Annotated in this window: 11 protein-coding genes; 2 read left to right on the top strand and 9 right to left on the bottom strand. The window is 63.6% G+C overall.

What is annotated here, in order from left to right:
* Positions 1-8: 8 nt before the first annotated feature.
* A complete protein-coding gene (locus CAL28_RS12360) occupies positions 9-1,043 on the top strand; it encodes a LacI family DNA-binding transcriptional regulator (RefSeq protein WP_176463975.1) in 1,035 nt (344 codons plus the stop codon).
* 2 nt (positions 1,044-1,045) lie between these two features.
* On the opposite strand, the gene CAL28_RS12355 is transcribed toward CAL28_RS12360, so the two are convergent.
* From CAL28_RS12355 to CAL28_RS12330, 6 genes are all read right to left on the bottom strand, one after another.
* The gene (locus tag CAL28_RS12355) at positions 1,046-1,945 is read right to left on the bottom strand and encodes an ABC transporter permease (protein WP_094841660.1); all 900 of its coding nucleotides are present in this window, start codon (positions 1,943-1,945) and stop codon (positions 1,046-1,048) included.
* Positions 1,935-2,882 carry an ABC transporter permease gene (locus CAL28_RS12350; RefSeq protein WP_094841659.1) on the bottom strand — a complete coding sequence of 316 codons (948 nt, stop codon included), beginning with the start codon at positions 2,880-2,882 and terminating at the stop codon, positions 1,935-1,937. The genes CAL28_RS12355 and CAL28_RS12350 overlap by 11 nt, the downstream gene beginning before the upstream one ends.
* A 60-nt stretch (positions 2,883-2,942) precedes the next feature.
* Positions 2,943-4,496, bottom strand: coding sequence for an ABC transporter substrate-binding protein (locus CAL28_RS12345; protein ID WP_094841658.1), 1,554 nt, complete (start codon positions 4,494-4,496; stop codon positions 2,943-2,945).
* Between the two features lie 134 nt (positions 4,497-4,630).
* Positions 4,631-5,401 carry a class II aldolase/adducin family protein gene (locus CAL28_RS12340; RefSeq protein WP_094841657.1) on the bottom strand — a complete coding sequence of 257 codons (771 nt, stop codon included), beginning with the start codon at positions 5,399-5,401 and terminating at the stop codon, positions 4,631-4,633.
* 114 nt (positions 5,402-5,515) lie between these two features.
* Positions 5,516-6,313: an alpha/beta fold hydrolase gene (locus CAL28_RS12335; protein ID WP_094841656.1), complete on the bottom strand. Its 798-nt coding sequence runs from the start codon at positions 6,311-6,313 to the stop codon at positions 5,516-5,518.
* 172 nt (positions 6,314-6,485) lie between these two features.
* Entirely contained in the window at positions 6,486-7,349 is an 864-nt protein-coding gene (locus tag CAL28_RS12330; protein ID WP_094841655.1) for a LysR family transcriptional regulator, read from the bottom strand.
* A 129-nt stretch (positions 7,350-7,478) separates the two neighbouring features.
* Here CAL28_RS12330 and bla point away from each other — a divergent pair, with 129 nt between their 5' ends.
* Positions 7,479-8,399: a class A beta-lactamase gene (bla, locus tag CAL28_RS12325; protein WP_094841654.1), complete on the top strand. Its 921-nt coding sequence runs from the start codon at positions 7,479-7,481 to the stop codon at positions 8,397-8,399.
* A 17-nt stretch (positions 8,400-8,416) separates the two neighbouring features.
* Here bla and CAL28_RS12320 read toward each other — a convergent pair whose 3' ends face one another.
* The 3 genes from CAL28_RS12320 to CAL28_RS12310 all read right to left on the bottom strand — a co-directional run bounded on the left by CAL28_RS12320 (position 8,417) and on the right by CAL28_RS12310 (position 15,067).
* A complete protein-coding gene (locus CAL28_RS12320) occupies positions 8,417-10,510 on the bottom strand; it encodes a sialidase family protein (protein ID WP_141218183.1) in 2,094 nt (697 codons plus the stop codon).
* A gap of 333 nt (positions 10,511-10,843) precedes the next feature.
* Positions 10,844-12,922, bottom strand: a complete 2,079-nt coding sequence (locus CAL28_RS12315) for a sialidase family protein (protein ID WP_094841652.1) — start codon at positions 12,920-12,922, stop codon at positions 10,844-10,846.
* Between the two features lie 171 nt (positions 12,923-13,093).
* The gene (locus CAL28_RS12310) at positions 13,094-15,067 is read right to left on the bottom strand and encodes a bifunctional diguanylate cyclase/phosphodiesterase (protein ID WP_094841651.1); all 1,974 of its coding nucleotides are present in this window, start codon (positions 15,065-15,067) and stop codon (positions 13,094-13,096) included.
* Positions 15,068-15,081: the final 14 nt, after the last annotated feature.

Here is a 15,081-nt window from a genome sequence, read left to right as displayed (position 1 = left end):
GAATGCCCTTGTCCACGCAGCGAACCACCCCCACCCTGCCGAAGTCCCGCGCCACCCGCGGACAAAAGAACGGATACACACAAAAAGACGTCGCGCGCGAAGCCGGCGTATCGCAGAGCGCGGTTTCGCGCGTATTCGCCGGCCGCGGCTACGTGGCCGCGGAAGTGCGCCAGCAGATCGAGAAGGCCGCGCGCAAGCTGGGCTATCTGCCCGACATGGCGGCACGCTCGCTGGTGAAGGGACGGTCGAACATCGTGGCGGTGGTCACCAGCAATATCACCCACCCGTTCGTGCCCCAGATGCTGGAAAAAATGACGCTGGCGATCCAGCAGCGCGGACAGGAAGTGCTGCTATTGAATTCGCCCCCCGGCCAGGATATCGACCGCCAATTGCCGCTGGCCCTGCGCTATCGCGTCAAGGGCATCCTGATCGCCAACGTCAGCATCGGCGCCCGCGTTGCCCGCCAGGTGCGGCAAAGCGGGACGCCGATCGTGATGGTCAACCGCTATGTCGAGGAAAAAGCGGTTCATGGGGTGTCCTGCGACAACGTGCACGGCAGCCGCCTGGTGGCGCTGGACTTCATCGCGGCCGGCAAGCGGCGTATCGCCTATATCGGGGGCCTGCCGGATTCGCCGACCAATGTCGTGCGGCGGGATGCGTTCCTCCACGCGCTGCGCGAACACGGCATCACGCCGGAAGTCGTGCTGGAAGGGGCGTTCTCGCATGCCTGGGGATATGAAGCGGCGGGCATCCTGCGCCAGCGGCATGCCGCCGTGGATGCGGTGCTCTGCGGCGACGATATGATCGCGATCGGGATGCTGGACGGTTATCGGGGCCTGCCGGGCGGATTGGCCGCCGCGCCGGCTATCGTCGGCTTCGATGACATTCCCAACGCCAGCTGGCCGCCCTATATGCTTACCACCTACAGCAACCCGTTGGACCGCATGATCGATCGCGCGCTGGACCTGCTGGAGCAACCCGCGGATTGCGCGCCGGTGCGCGAGGTATTGCAAGGAGAACTGGTGCGCCGGGCGTCGTTCTAGGCTTAGGACGGTATCGACCCGACCCGCGGATCCAGCACATCCCGCAGCCCGTCGCCGATCAGGTTAAGCCCGAGCACCGTCATCGCCAGCACCATCCCGGGGAACAGGCAAATCCACGGCGCGTCCGGGATAAAGTCCCTGCCGTCCGCGATGATGTTGCCCCACGTGGGCGTCGGCGGCGGAGGCCCCACGCCGATGAAGCTGAGCACGGCCTCGGCGAGTATCGATATCGCGAAAATAAAGGTCATCTGCACGATCAAGGGCGCCAGGCTGTTGGTGGCGATATGGCGCAGCAGGATACGGACATGTCCCGCTCCCGCCACCTTCGCCGCCTGCACGAATTCCATCTGCGCCAGCACCAGCGCCGCCGCCCGCATGATGCGCGCCGTGCGCGGCGTATAGGTGATGACGAGCGCGATCACCACGTTGGTCTCGGAAGGCCCAAGCACCGACGACAGCGCGATGGCCAGCAGGATGCCGGGAAACGCCATGAGGGCATCCATCACGCGCATGATGGGATTCTCCAGGCGCCGGAAATACCCCGCGCACAGGCCGATGATCGTCCCGAGCAATCCCGTGAACAGCGTCACGAAGAAGCCGATGCGCAGCGATACCCGGCTGCCGTACAGCATGCGGCTGAATACATCGCGGCCGAAGCTGTCCGTGCCCATCCAATGGGCGGCGTTGGGCGCGCCCAGGCGGTAGCGGTAGTCGTTGACCACGGGCGAGTACGGCGCCAGCCAGCCCGCCAGCAAGGACATCAGCACGATAATGGAAAGCAACACCAGTCCCGTCATGAACAGGCGATGTCCGCGCAGGCGCGCCACGATGCGGGACGAGGCCACGCGCCGCCACCATGACGGCGTGGCCCCGGTCTTGCCTGCGGTCAACTCAACGGCCATAGCGCACCCGCGGATCGAAAACGGCATACAGCAGGTCCACGACCAGGTTCACGATCACCATGGCGCAGGCGATCATCAGCAGGCCGCCCTGTATCACCGGCAGGTCGCGCCGCTGGATCGCGCCGATGACCAGCCGCCCCACGCCGGGAATGGAAAAGACCGACTCGACGATTACCGCCCCGCCGATCAGGATGCCCACGTTCACGCCGATCACCGTCAGCGTCGGGACGGCGATGTTGACCAGCGCATGCCGACCCACCACCGTGCGCGGGGGCACGCCCTTGGCCCGGGCGGTGCGGATGTAATCCTGGCCCAGCACTTCCAGCATGCTGGAGCGCGTCATGCGCGCGAGCAGCCCGAGTTGCGTGGCGGCAAGCGCGGCCGCGGGCAGGAACAGGCTATGCAGCCAGCCCAGTGGGCTTTGCGCGAAGGGCACATAGCCGCCTGTGGGAAACCAGCCCAGTTGCACCGAAAACAGATAGATGCCGACCAGGCCCAGCCAGAAATCGGGCAGCGAGAGCCCGAGCAGCGCCAGCGACATGGCCAGCTGGTCCACCCAGGTATTGCGTCGCACGGCGGCCAGTATGCCCGCGCTCATGCCCACCGCCACGGTCATCAGCAAGGCCAGGAAAGTCAGCGATGCGGTCACCGGCAGGCGTTCGAGGATCGCTTCGGTCACGCCACGGTTCAACAGCAGGGAGCGGCCGAGATCGCCATGCAGGACGTTGACGTACCAGCGCCACGCCTGCACGTAGGCCGGTTGGTCCAGGCCCAGTTCGGTGCGCAGGCGCGCCAATTCCTGCGCGCTGGCGCCAGGACCCGCCAGTTCCGCCGCCGCATCGCCGGGCACCAGCCAGATCAGGCTGAGCGTCAGCAGCGAAACCAGCAGCAGCACCGGAACGGCGCTCAATAATCGACGCAAGAGATACATCAACATGCCTGCTCCCCGGCACGGCATCGCGGCGCGCCAACGCGCCGCGAGTGGCCGCGATCGCGCTTATTCGTACCAGACATCCCACATGCGCGGGACGCGATGCGGCACGAAGTTCTTCAGGTTGGACCGCGCGGCCTCGAGTACGCCGATGTCGCCGACCTTGATGGCATACACCTGCTCGTAGACGATCTGCTGGATGGTCGCGAAGGCAGCCTTGCGGTCGGCGAATTCCGGGGCGCTGTTCAGCTTGGCCACGGCGGCCTCCAGGCCGGCATCCTTGTGGTGCTGCCAGTTCTGGTCGCCCGTGAACAGTACGGCAACGCCGTTGGGCCCTTCGTAAGGCTCGATACCGACCATGATGGGGAACAGGTTCCAGCCCGTGGGCTTGTCGCGGGCGGCCAGCGTGGTGGGCCAGTCGGCGATGCGCAGCTTGACGTTCATGCCGATCGCCTGCAACTGCTGGGTGGCGATGACCGCCGTGTCGTTGTGGTTCTTGAAGCCGTTGTCGGCGATGAAGGTGATTTCCTCGCCCTTGTAGCCGGACTCCTTCAGCAGCTTCTTGGCCAGATCCAGGTTGTGCTGGTTGTACAGGCTCTTGCCCACATCGCCCGCGTAATAAGGCGTACCGGGATGCTGCCAGCCATGCGTCATGCGGTACAGGCCATCGGTGGAGATGGCCATGATCTCCTCGTCGTCCAGGGCCGCCTGGATTGCCTGGCGTACCTTCAGGTTATCGGTGGGCGGCGCGCCGGCATTTAGGATGATGGTCTGGAAGGCCCAGGGCATCATCTCGTAGATCTTGATACTGCTGTCGTTCTTCAGGCGCTTGGCGGCGGTGGGCGAAATGGCTTCCAGCACCTGGACTTCGTTGGTCTGCAAGGCCGACTCGCGGGCGCCGGCCTCCGGCATGAAACGGAAGGTCACCGTATCGAAGTACGCCGTCTTGCGGCCGCCCAGCCCGTCGCGGCCCGGGTAGTTCGGGTTCGCCGAATAGGAGTCGAAGCGCTTGAGCTTGACGTAGCTGTCAGGCTTGTACTCGACCAGCTGGAAGGGGCCGGTGCCGATCACGTTGATCTGGTTCGGTCCCTTGGCGGCTTCCTCGGCCGGATAAATGGCCACGGGCGCGCGGGGTGAACCCAGGAATTCGATGAAACCCTGGAAGGGCTTCTTCATGAAAATCCTGATCGTGTAGTCGTCGACGATGTCGATATGGTCGACAAGCGACATGTTCTGCGCGCTGCCGCCGTAGCGGGCGTAGCGCTCCAGCGAGGCCTTCACGTCCGCGGCCTTCATTTCCTTCATGTTATGGAACAGGACACCCTTGCGCAGCTTGATTTCGTACGACAGGCTGTCCGGCGCGACGGAATAGCTTTGCGCCAGGTCCGGGATGGTCTCTCCCTTGTCGTTGCGGGCGAACAGCGCTTCGTAGATGTGCAGGTTGATATTGCGTGCCGCCTGCGCGAAGGTGATCTGCGCGTCCAGGCTGGGCGGCTGGGCCTGCTGCGCCACGACCACGTCGCCGCCGCGCTTCTGCGCCAGGGCCGGAGCGGCGGCCAGCACGAAGGCCGTCATGCATGTCGCCGCCAGCAAGCCGGCGGACGGAAAGAATCGCTTCATATTCACTTCCCCTTGACACTAGTCTGTGGTGCCCGTTGCCGGCAACGCGCTGCCCGCCGGGAATCCCTTGCCCCTGTGACGCCCGGCACGGCAAGGCGCCGGCAGCGTCGCGCGCACGGGCATGGCGCGCCGGATCAGGTCGCGTAGTCCGGTTCCTGCTTGTCCAGCATGCGGCGCCAGGCATCCAGGTGCAGGCGCGCGTCGAAGCGCTCGCCCCACGGGCCGTTGTAACGGTCGCGCAGGTTGTCGCCTATGCTCTTGAGCTTCATGCCGGTGTTCATCGCCGTCATCTGGTACATGCAGGTGCGCTCGGCGATGTAGAGTTCATCGAAGGCCTCGGCCACGCTGGGGCCGACGACCGTGACACCGTGGTTCTTCATGATCAGGATGGTACGTTCGCCCAGCACGTCGGCAATGCGGTCGCCCTCTTCGTCCCACAGCACGACGCCGTTGTGGACCTCGTCATAGGCCACGCGGTCGTACAGCATGGCGCTGTTCTGGTGCACCAGTTCCAGCCTGCCCTCTTCCAGCAAGGACAGCGCGGTAAGGTATTGCGGATGCACGTGCAGGATACAGCGCGCCTGGGGATGCTTCAGATGCAGCCGGGCGTGAATGTGAAAGGCGACCTTGCGCAGCTCGCCGTCGCCGCGCAGGACATTGCCCTGCAGGTCGCAGACGATCAGGCTGCTGGCCGTGATCTCGCTGTAGTGGTAACCACGCGCATTGATCAGGAACAGGTTGTCGGTACCAGGCAGCATCATGCTGCAATGGTTGGCGATCTGTTCGTTCATCCCCAGGCGATTCATCGCCCGGAAGATCGCCGCCATATCGCAGCGGATTTCCCATTCGCCGTCGATCATGCCGGCCGCCTGCGATGGCGGCGCGGGCCGCGTCGTTGCGCTCATTTATCCCTATCCCTCTACCGACGGCCGGAAGCGGCCTTGATGTGACTACGTATGCACATCATGGTAGAAGCCCCGGGATGGGGGCGTCAACGGGAAAGCGCGCGGCTGCGGGTTTTACCTAGGATGGGCGACGAAGAAATCCCGCAGCGCCTCGCCCAGGGATACGGGCTCTTCGATGGGCGTCTGGTGGCCTCCCGCCAGCTCGGCATAGCCGGCGCCGAGGATGGCGGCAAGGGCCCTGCCCTCGGCGGGGGTGGTGATGATGTCTTCGGCGGCCGATATCACCAGCGAGGGCTGGATCCACGGCTTGGCATCCGGCGCCGCCTTGAATGTTCCCAGAGCCTGCAGTTGCCGCTTCTGGTCGGCCAGCGACTGCGGCGCGGGATGGTCGCGCAGCGCCGCGGTGAACCCCGCGACGTTCCTCGGCGATGCCAGCCACGCCTTGCCCGCCAGCCAGGGCAGCGCCGTATCCACCAACAGGTCCAGATCCGCGTCGGCCTCGCGCAACGCCAGCAAGGTTTTCAGCGCGAGCAAGGTCGTGGTACTGAACGAGCGCGTGGAATTCACGATGGCGCAGGGCCCGCAAACTTCGGGCACCGAGGCCATCATCGTCTGCACAATCGCGCCCCCCATGGACTGGCCGACCAGCCCGACACGGGTGTAACCCAGGTGGCGGATCAGGCCCGCCGTGTCCGCGGCCATGGTCTCGATCGAAAACGCCCTGCCGTCATCTTTCGTGCGGCCCACCGCGCGGTTATCGAAAGCGACCACGGTGTACCGTTCGGCCAGGGTGGGCACGACAGCATTCCAGAATGTCAGATCGCAGGCGTAGCCCGCCACAAGGACGATGGGATCGCCGGCGCCCTGGATCTTGTAGTGCATTTCCAGGTCGCCGATTCGCGCTGTCGACATGATGATTTCTCCGGATCCGTGTCGGGTTGGAATAAGAACAGAGCGTTAGCACGAAAGGACACGGGCTTCGGCGTAATCTCCGGTATCCGAAATTATCGGCGCGCCGGTCCGACATCGCGGTTGCGGTTCCGGCGCGGCATGCCACAACATTCAACGCTTGGTAAACGTACGATCAACGGGCCTCCGCGATGGCCCAATCATGGAAGGCGCGCATGCCGGGAGACATGCCCCGCGAACGCAACCACGTCAGCCAATAGCCGCCGATGCTGACCTCGGTATCGAAAGGCCGCACCAGCGCGCCGCGGCGCAATTCGGGGGTGAACATGCAGGGCGGTGCCAACGCCACCCCGGCGCCTTGCACGGCGGCCTCGACCATCAGCCGGGACGAATCGAAAACCGGACCGCTCAACGTCCAGGGCGCGAGACCGGCGGCCGCGAACCATATGTTCCATTCGTCCGCGCGATAGGAACGCAACAGGGTTTCCCGGGTCAGGTCGGCCGGCGTGGCCAGGCGTTGCGCGACCGATGGCGCGCACAGGACGGCCAGGGGCGCATCCAGCAGCAGCGCGCCATCCGTACCGGGCCATCCGCCCTCGCCGAAGCGGATGGCGAAGTCCAGGCCCTCTGCCGCCATGTCCACCAGGTTGTTGTGGGTCAACAGCCGCAGCTCCACGAAGGGATGCGTAGCGCGAAAGTCCTTGAGCCTGGGCAATAGCCATCCCACCGCGAAGGTGCCCACCACGCCGACGGTCAGCACTTCGCGCAGGCCGCCTCCCTCGAATTGCTTCACCACGGATTCGATGCGCCCGAACGCATCGCTCAGGACCGGCAGCAAGGCCCGCCCTTCATCGGTCAACGCCAGTCCGCGGGGCACGCGCTTGAACAGCGGCGTGCCCAGGCGATCCTCCAGTCCGCGTACCTGCTGGCTGACCGCGGCCTGCGTCACGTTCAATTCCTGTGCGGCAAGGGTAAAGCTCAAATGGCGCGCGGATGCCTCGAAAGCGCGCAAGGCATTCAACGGTAGATAAGGACGCACGCAACCTCCGGTACAAGTTTTTCTTTTGGGCGCCCTCAATTATCCTCGTTTGTTCCAGGGACCGAATCTCGCGATAGTTACGGCTCGATGCATATCCCCTGTTTTTTCCATCGTGAAGGAGACACGCCCATGCCCCCGAAGCCGGACCATCCCCCCATCTCGATAACCCGCCGACAAGCGCTGTCGTGGGCGGCAGCCGCCCCGCTGCTGATGATGCGCCCCGCGCTCGCGGCCGGTGACGCCGCTGCCGCGCCGGCCGGCACGGCGCGGGACGTCGAATATGCCCACCTTGAACGCGCCCATCGGCGCCGCCTGGGCGTCTACGCCGTCGACACCGCCACGGGCCGCGAAGTGACATACCGCGCCCACGAACGCTTCGCTTTCTGCAGCACCTTCAAGGCCGTGCTGGCCGGCGCGATTCTGTCCCAGGATGCCGCGCAGCCCGGCCTGCTCGATCAGCGCATTCTCTACACCGCGCACGAACTTGCTTCGTATTCGCCCGTCACCGAAAAGCACGTCCACGGCGGCATGACGATCGCGCAGCTATGCGCGGCGGCCATACAGTACAGCGACAATACGGCGGCCAATCTACTGCTGCATCGCCTGGGCGGGCCGCGCGCCCTGACCGCCTACGCCCGTGGCCTCGGCAACCCGACCTTCCGCCTGGACCGCTTCGAAACCGCGCTGAATACGTCCATTCCCGGCGATGAACGCGACACGTCGACGCCGGCGGACATGGCGCGCACGCTGGAAACCCTTGTGCTGGGCGATGCCCTGCCCCCGGGCGCCCGAGCGCGGCTGAAAACATGGCTGCTGGGCAACAAGACCGGCGATCGCCGCATCCGCGCGGCCGTGCCGCCCGGTTGGCAAGTCGCCGACAAGACCGGCACGGGCGACTACGCCAGTGCGAACGACTTCGGCGTCATCTGGCCGGCGGACCGGCCGCCCGTGGTCCTGGCGATCTACACCGCCAGCCGCGATCCGCATGCCAAGGCGGACGAAAGCCTGATTGCCGAAGCGGCGCGCATCGCGCTGGCGGCATTGGCCTGATCGGTCCGAAACACGGGCTAGCGCCGATATTCGTCGTAAAAGGGCACGTACGCCAGATCGGATAGCGCGATCCCGGACGCGCCGTTGCCTTGATATATCCGGCCGGCGGCATCGACGAAAACCGCCCCGGCGTTTCCTTGTCGCAGCCCTTGCTGCCAAAAAGCATAATTCCAGTCGTTCAGCGCCAGATTCACAATCGCTGTCGAATTGGGAACCGATATATATACGCCTCGCGTATCGGAGGATATTTTCGGGCTGCCGCCAGACGGGTTTGAGGGATCGGTGCCGGGGATATATAGGTCCAGCGGAGACTCGAGGCGGTCCGGCTTCCAGGAGGCGCCGCCGTCGACCGATTTCGCCCACCAGATATCGTGGCCCTCTCTATTGCATATCAATCCGTACAGCGCGTCGCCAGGATAGCCTGGCGACCAGACGTCGAACAATCTGTAAGGGTCGCCCAGCCGCCATGACAACGTTTTGAGTCCTGTCCATGTCACGCCCCCATCGTCCGAAAACGACAGAACGGCCGATTCCTCACCTGTCGAATTCCTGTCGTAGCCGCAAACGTATAGCCTTGTCCTTTCCTTATACCAACACGACCGGATACTGGTCACATAGTTGCCCGCCAACCCGTTGCCCGTGTTCACGACACGCCACTTCTGGCCGTCGTACCAGGAAAGGCCTTCGCCGGCGTGCCCCAGATAAGCCTGCATCGATGCATGCATCCGGGTAAAAACACACACGACCCGGTCGCTCGCCAGTCCGTCTCGAACCGTGTAATGCGACGCGGAAACATCCTGCAGCAACGGGTTGCTGGAAAAGAAGAAGCCCGCGTCCTCGGTAGCGATCCCGTAGTACGGCGTCGTCGGGCCGGGGCTGTAGCACAGATCATTGATTTGCCGCCGGCCCAGGTAGGTGGTGCCCAGGTTGTCTACGCTCGACCAGCTATTTCCGCCATCGATGCTGGCGGCCAGCCCGGTGTTCGTCCCCGCCAGGACGGGCACCTCGGGTTGATAGGACGACCCCATCACACAGCGGACGGCGTTGCCCGGAAGACCCTCGGCGGTGGTCGCATACTGCCAAAGCGGTGGGTATGAGTCGATATCCGCCGTCGCGGCCACCGCGTTACCGACATTTGTCGGTATGAAGACCTGTCCGCCCTGTACGGTGAAACGATCGACGGCATCTTCCGCTGCCCCCGCCCCGGCTCCCAGGTCCAGCCCATTGGTCGGGCCGAAAAGCTTCACGGATTCCCTTTCCTTATCCATAACCCTTAGGTTCCTATCGTCCAGGACGAATAGATTCCCCGCGGAAGCATGGAGGGTACGGAAGAAATCATAGCCAATGGTCAGGAGCATTTCCCAGGACTGCCCATCGTCGACAGATTTCAACAGCCATGCAGACTGGTCCCGTCGACATAATATGTACCAGCTTCCGTCGGCATCGATATGAATGTCATCGACCTCGTACGCATAGGCGCTGTCGAAACTCGGCGGTTTGGAGGGGGCTTTGAATTCTGTCTTATAGGTCCAATGCTCTCCGCCATCGCTCGATATGGCCAGCCCGCCCTCCGTGCAAACGTAGACTTTCCCGCCAAAGTATCTGACACGCCACGTGATGAAATTGTCGGGAAGCACCGACGTCCGCCATTTCTTCGTCTCGACGTTGTATATCGATACGGTTCTATTGAAGATTTCGTCGCCAGGTGGCCACTCGGCCGCAAAATACGTAACGGCGACCGGTCCCAGGATGTCATCCGTCAGCATCGCCGCAGCCTGATCGATATCCACACTGCCTATGCAGTTCGTCGCCAGGCCATCATGCTCCCGGGTAAGAATCCGCGGGTCGCTGTCCGGCGATGCTTGAACCCCGAGTCCGCCGCAGGCCGGGGCGGCAAACAACAGCGCGCCGGAATGCTGATTCACGCAAATATCGCCCTCGCCCGTCTGGCCGGGAACCCGCGGAATCCACAATGTTCCAAGGTCGCTCGATGAGCAGATCGCAGGGCCCGCGGCTGCATACACGTCCTGGCCTTTCCCGGGCACGACAGCCGAAACGGCGTTGCTGGACAACCCATTAGCTTGGGTCTGATAGCGCCATATATTTCGCATTCGAGTCTCCACGCAGGATGAGTATGGCCGGACCTATCCGGATACGCCGAGCCCGAGGCTCCTCTGGTGGGCATGCGTACACGCGCCGGCGATATGGAGAGCCTACTTAAGTCGCCGCGAGAGAGCTTTTAAATACGGTGGTTTAGTGTTGAATTTCGTCCCGACTCGGCCCGGCGCCAGACGCGACGCGTTCCGATAACGCGGTTGGCCAGGTCGGCGCGATGGGCCTGCAGGTCCGACGGAGAGGTTCCCGCATCTGGCGCCAGCCGCGCCCATCCGCTGGAGATAGGTACCGATCGCGGCGGGCGCATGGCCGGAAAACGGCTGGGCGCCTCAGCCCTCCGGCTGGCCTGCCCAATAGTAGAAAGGCATATATGCCACGTTGGATAAACCTACACCAGACGATCCATTACCCCGATATATGTTCCCATCGGCGTCAATGAAGGTTGATCCGACATTTCCTTGCCGTAATCCGTCTTGCCAATACACGCACTGCAGGAAATTCTGAGCCGGCACGGGGAAATAGATTGAATTCGGCAACGATATAAATTGCCCCCGCGTGTCCGAATAGATCTTCGGACTGCTGTCCGGCGCCGAACCGGCGCTCTGCTTGTAGATGTCCAGCATGAAGGCGCCGGCAGTGTCCCATGAAGCGCCCCCGTCGACCGATTTGGCGAACCAAATATCATGGGCTGCCTTGTTGCAAATCAGGCCATAGAGAACGTCGCTGGAATAATCGACCGAGCATACATCGAACAGCCTGTAAGGCACGCCAACGGGCCAGGACAGCCGCCTGACGGCAACCCAGGTTTTACCGTTATCTTCGGAAAACGACAAAGCCGCCGATTCCTCGCCCGTGAAGGGATCTTTATCGTAGCCACAGGCGTACAGACGCGGCTTTTCCTTGTACCACCCTGGCCGGATACTCAGGACGTGATTCCCGGCCAGACCGCTATCCTTGTTCGCGATATGCCACTTTCCATCCAGGCAATAGGAAAGGCCTTCGCCGTCATGTCCAACCCACGCTTGCATGGACGTGTACATTCGGGCAAAGACACAGACGACTCGGTTGCTCGCCAGTCCATCCCGCGTTGTGTAATGCGCCGCCGACACACCGGGCAGAAGCGGATTACTGCAGAAGAAAAAACCGTTGTCGGCGGCGATGCCATAGAAAGGCGTCGTGGGCGTCGAACAATAGAATAGGTCGTTTATTCGCGTCCTTCCCAAGAGAGTGCTGCCCAGCCTGTCCAGGCCGGCCCATGATTGCCCGCCATCGATGCTGGCCGCCAAGCCACTTGGGGTCCCCGCCAGCACAGGCACGCCCGGCTTGCTGGGCGACCCGGAAACACACAGCACGGCGTTATCCGGCAGACCCCGGGCTGTCGTCGCGTACTGCCAAAGCGGAGGATACGATGCGATGTCGGCGGCCGCGGCGACCGCGACGCCGACATCCGTCGGTATGAAAACCCTGCCATCGTGCACAGTGAAACGATGGTTCGAGTCGACCGAGGCGCCCACCTTCAGACCATTCGCATCCCGGAATATCTTTACGGAACTCTCGCGGGTATTGAATACCGTCAGCCGGCTGTAGGAAAGGACAAACAGGTCGTCGCGGGATGCCTCGATCGTTTGGTAGGCGTCCTGCAGGTTCGACAACAGTATTTCGCAGGTTCGCCCCCCATCGCTGGATTTCAATAGCCAGGATGACACTGTCGATTGGCACAGGATATACCAGGTCCCGTCGACGCCTATGTGAATATCGTTGACCCGTGCCCCGGAAGCGGCTTGACCGGCCCAAGGCAATCTGGGCGGAGCGGAGAACCTGTCTATATAGCTCCAATGCTCGCCACCGTCGGCGGATATGGCGAGGCCACCTTCCGTGCAGGCATAGATTTTTCCGGAGAAAAACCTGACACGCAGAATGTTGAAGCCGTCGGCGAGTTCCACCATCCGCCATTTCCCGGTTTCGACTTTATATACGGATAGCGTCCTCGCCAGGCGGTCGCCCACCCCGCTTCCGTCGTAGTGCGAAATGACCACCGGCCCCAGTTCATCATTGGCCGCCACTGCCGCTGCCTGATCGATGTTTACCGATCTTATGCAGTCCGAAGCCAGTCCGTCACGTTCGCGGGTGAGGAAATGCACCTCGCCGCCAAACGATCGTTGCACCCCAAGTCCCGTGCAATCCACTGTGGTGAAGACCAGAACCCCGGAAGCCTGATTGACGCAGATGTCGAAGTTATTCGACTGGCGTAACACTGCCGGGTTCCACCATTCTCCCAGGGTATCCGATCCCGAAATTCCCCCGGTCGTCGCCACATATAGGTCTTCACCTTTGCCGGGCACCAGGGCGATGACCCCGTTGCTCAATAAACCGTTCGCCAGTGTTTGATAAGTCCATATACTGCGCATCCGGCTCTCCGCTGAAACGTTCGTGGCGGCGGCCTATCCGGATGCGACCCTCTCCCCACCTGGGCTATTCGGATGCAACGCCTGGAACCGGGACGATATGCAACTTCAGCGACACGGGCTTTTAAATCTCGACGAGCTGTTTTGACTTCCTGCCGAACCATCGGGTGGGATTCACGCCGCACCTCGAGCCGCCACGATGCCCGGCCCACGCATCACAGTCACGCCGAGCTTCGCCAGGATGCCGCGCGTCGCCTCGTCCGGCACGTCTTCCGCATAGACCTGGATGCCCAGCGAGCGCGCGGTTTCCAGCACCGAGACCGCCAGTTGCTGGCTGCCCAGGCTGCGGGCCATGCCGGTGACGAAGCCTCCACCCAGTTTCACATAGGCCAGCGACAGGCTGTGCAGCAGGCTGACCGCGCTGAGCTGCTGCGCCAGGCGGCGCACGCCGACGTGGGCGCCGCAGTCGTTCGCGATGCGGCACAACTCCGCCACGGCATCGCGCCGCTCCACCACCGCGTGCGCATCGACTTCCAGGTACAGCCGCGTCGCCAATTGCTTGCGTTCGGCCAGCATCCGCTCGACCTGCAGCAGGAAGTTGGGATGCGACAGCGAGGGCATCGCGATGCGCACCGTCACGTCGCCTTCGTTCATCATCAGCCAGCTGACTGCCAGGCGCACGGCCTGGATATCGCAGTCGGCGGTCAGATCCAGGCGTGTCGCCGCCGGAATGAACAGCTTGGCGGGAATCGGTTCCGGCGATCCCTGGCTGTGCAGCATCAGGGTGGCTTCCTGCCGCATGACGGAGCCATCCAGCGCCAGCAGGGGTTCGAGCGCCAGCGTAAAGCGCTGGCGCTCGATGCCGTCGGCGATCGCCCGGCGCCACGCCGATTCGCCATGCGCGGACAAGGCCTGCGCATCGTCCGTCGCCAGCTGCACGTGATCGTCGCCCGCGCTTTCGCCGCGCATCAAGGCGAAATCCAGGCGTCCCAGCAGATCGCCGACCTTGTCGCCGCGCTGGTAATCCGTCATGCCCAGGGCCCAGCGGCAAAGCCCGCCCTCGCCGACCGGAATGCGCGCCTCGCGCAGCTCGTTGCGCAGGCGCTCGGCCACCAGCATGGCGGTCGGCGCGGCGCAGCCGGGCATCAGCAAGGCGAAGTCCGAGCCGTTCAGGCGCGCGACCAGCGTATTGTTGAGCTGGAATTGGTCGAGCAGGGCCGCCACCCTGCTCCCCAGGCCGGCCAGCCATTGGTCGACGAAATCACGGGGCATGTGGCGATTGATCGCCGCCAGGTCGCGCTGGCGGAACACCAGCACGTGGCCGTCTTCCGATTCCGTCCCGCGTTGCGCGTCCGGCCTGCCGGGGCTCTTATCGACGGCACGCAGGAATTCGTTGATGAAGTACTTGCGGTTGGCCAGTCCGGTAACCGCGTCCTGGTTGACCTCGATCTCCAGGGATTCGATGCGCGCCGTCTGTTCCTCGGCCGTGGCGCGCAGTTGCTCGCGCGTCTCGTTCAGGGCCTCCGTGATGCCCGACAATTCCGGCACGCGCGCGGTCAGCGCCCCGCCGAACTGCCCGCGGCCGATCGCGCGCATATGTTCGCCTACCTCGGCCAGCAGGCGCTTTTCGATCCACCGCACCAGGGCAAAAGCGAACAAGGCCCAGACCAGGCCCGCCGCGACGATGACCAGGATCATCTGCAGGCTGCTCGCCCACAGCGTCTCCCAGGCATAGGCGTCATTGGCCGTCAGCGTGACCTCGCCGATCTGGCGCCAACCGTCGGTCACCACGTGGCTGGCGGATTTGGCGGACAAGGAAACCAGCCGCTGGAACCAGCCGGGCACCGCCGTCGCCGCGCTCTGGCCGCTGCGTTCGATGATGATCTGGCCCTGGGGATCGGTCAGCCGCACCAGCGAAAAATGCCCGCCGTCATACAGCGCGGACACCAGCAGTTCCTGCGTCACGCGCGAACTGTTCGCGGGCTGCGAGAGCGATAGCGCCAGGGATACGGCCGCATCGCTGCTCTGTACCTGCAATTGGCCGGCCAGGTAATCGCGCGCCGCGGTCACGCTCAGCGCCAGGGTGCCGAGCAGGATGATCGCGATGGCGATGGTGATACTGAGCAGTAGTTGTCGAAGTATGGACATGGATGAATTCCTGC

The sequence above is a fragment of the Bordetella genomosp. 11 genome, from assembly GCF_002261215.1.
Lineage (GTDB): Bacteria > Pseudomonadota > Gammaproteobacteria > Burkholderiales > Burkholderiaceae_B > Bordetella_C.
Note: the sequence above shows the minus strand (reverse complement) of the source record. Positions and strands in the feature narration are given on the sequence as shown.

Excerpts from the sequence above, each read along its gene's own strand:
- CAL28_RS12340 (WP_094841657.1), bottom strand. The coding sequence starts at position 5,401 with ATGAGCGCAACGACGCGGCCCGCGCCGCCATCGCAGGCGGCCGGCATG.
- CAL28_RS12350 (WP_094841659.1), bottom strand. The coding sequence starts at position 2,882 with ATGTTGATGTATCTCTTGCGTCGATTATTGAGCGCCGTTCCGGTGCTG.
- CAL28_RS12315 (WP_094841652.1), bottom strand. The coding sequence starts at position 12,922 with ATGCGCAGTATATGGACTTATCAAACACTGGCGAACGGTTTATTGAGC.
- CAL28_RS12355 (WP_094841660.1), bottom strand. The coding sequence starts at position 1,945 with ATGGCCGTTGAGTTGACCGCAGGCAAGACCGGGGCCACGCCGTCATGG.
- CAL28_RS12335 (WP_094841656.1), bottom strand. The coding sequence starts at position 6,313 with ATGTCGACAGCGCGAATCGGCGACCTGGAAATGCACTACAAGATCCAG.
- bla (WP_094841654.1), top strand. The coding sequence starts at position 7,479 with ATGCCCCCGAAGCCGGACCATCCCCCCATCTCGATAACCCGCCGACAA.
- CAL28_RS12320 (WP_141218183.1), bottom strand. The coding sequence starts at position 10,510 with ATGCGAAATATATGGCGCTATCAGACCCAAGCTAATGGGTTGTCCAGC.
- CAL28_RS12345 (WP_094841658.1), bottom strand. The coding sequence starts at position 4,496 with ATGAAGCGATTCTTTCCGTCCGCCGGCTTGCTGGCGGCGACATGCATG.
- CAL28_RS12310 (WP_094841651.1), bottom strand. The coding sequence starts at position 15,067 with ATGTCCATACTTCGACAACTACTGCTCAGTATCACCATCGCCATCGCG.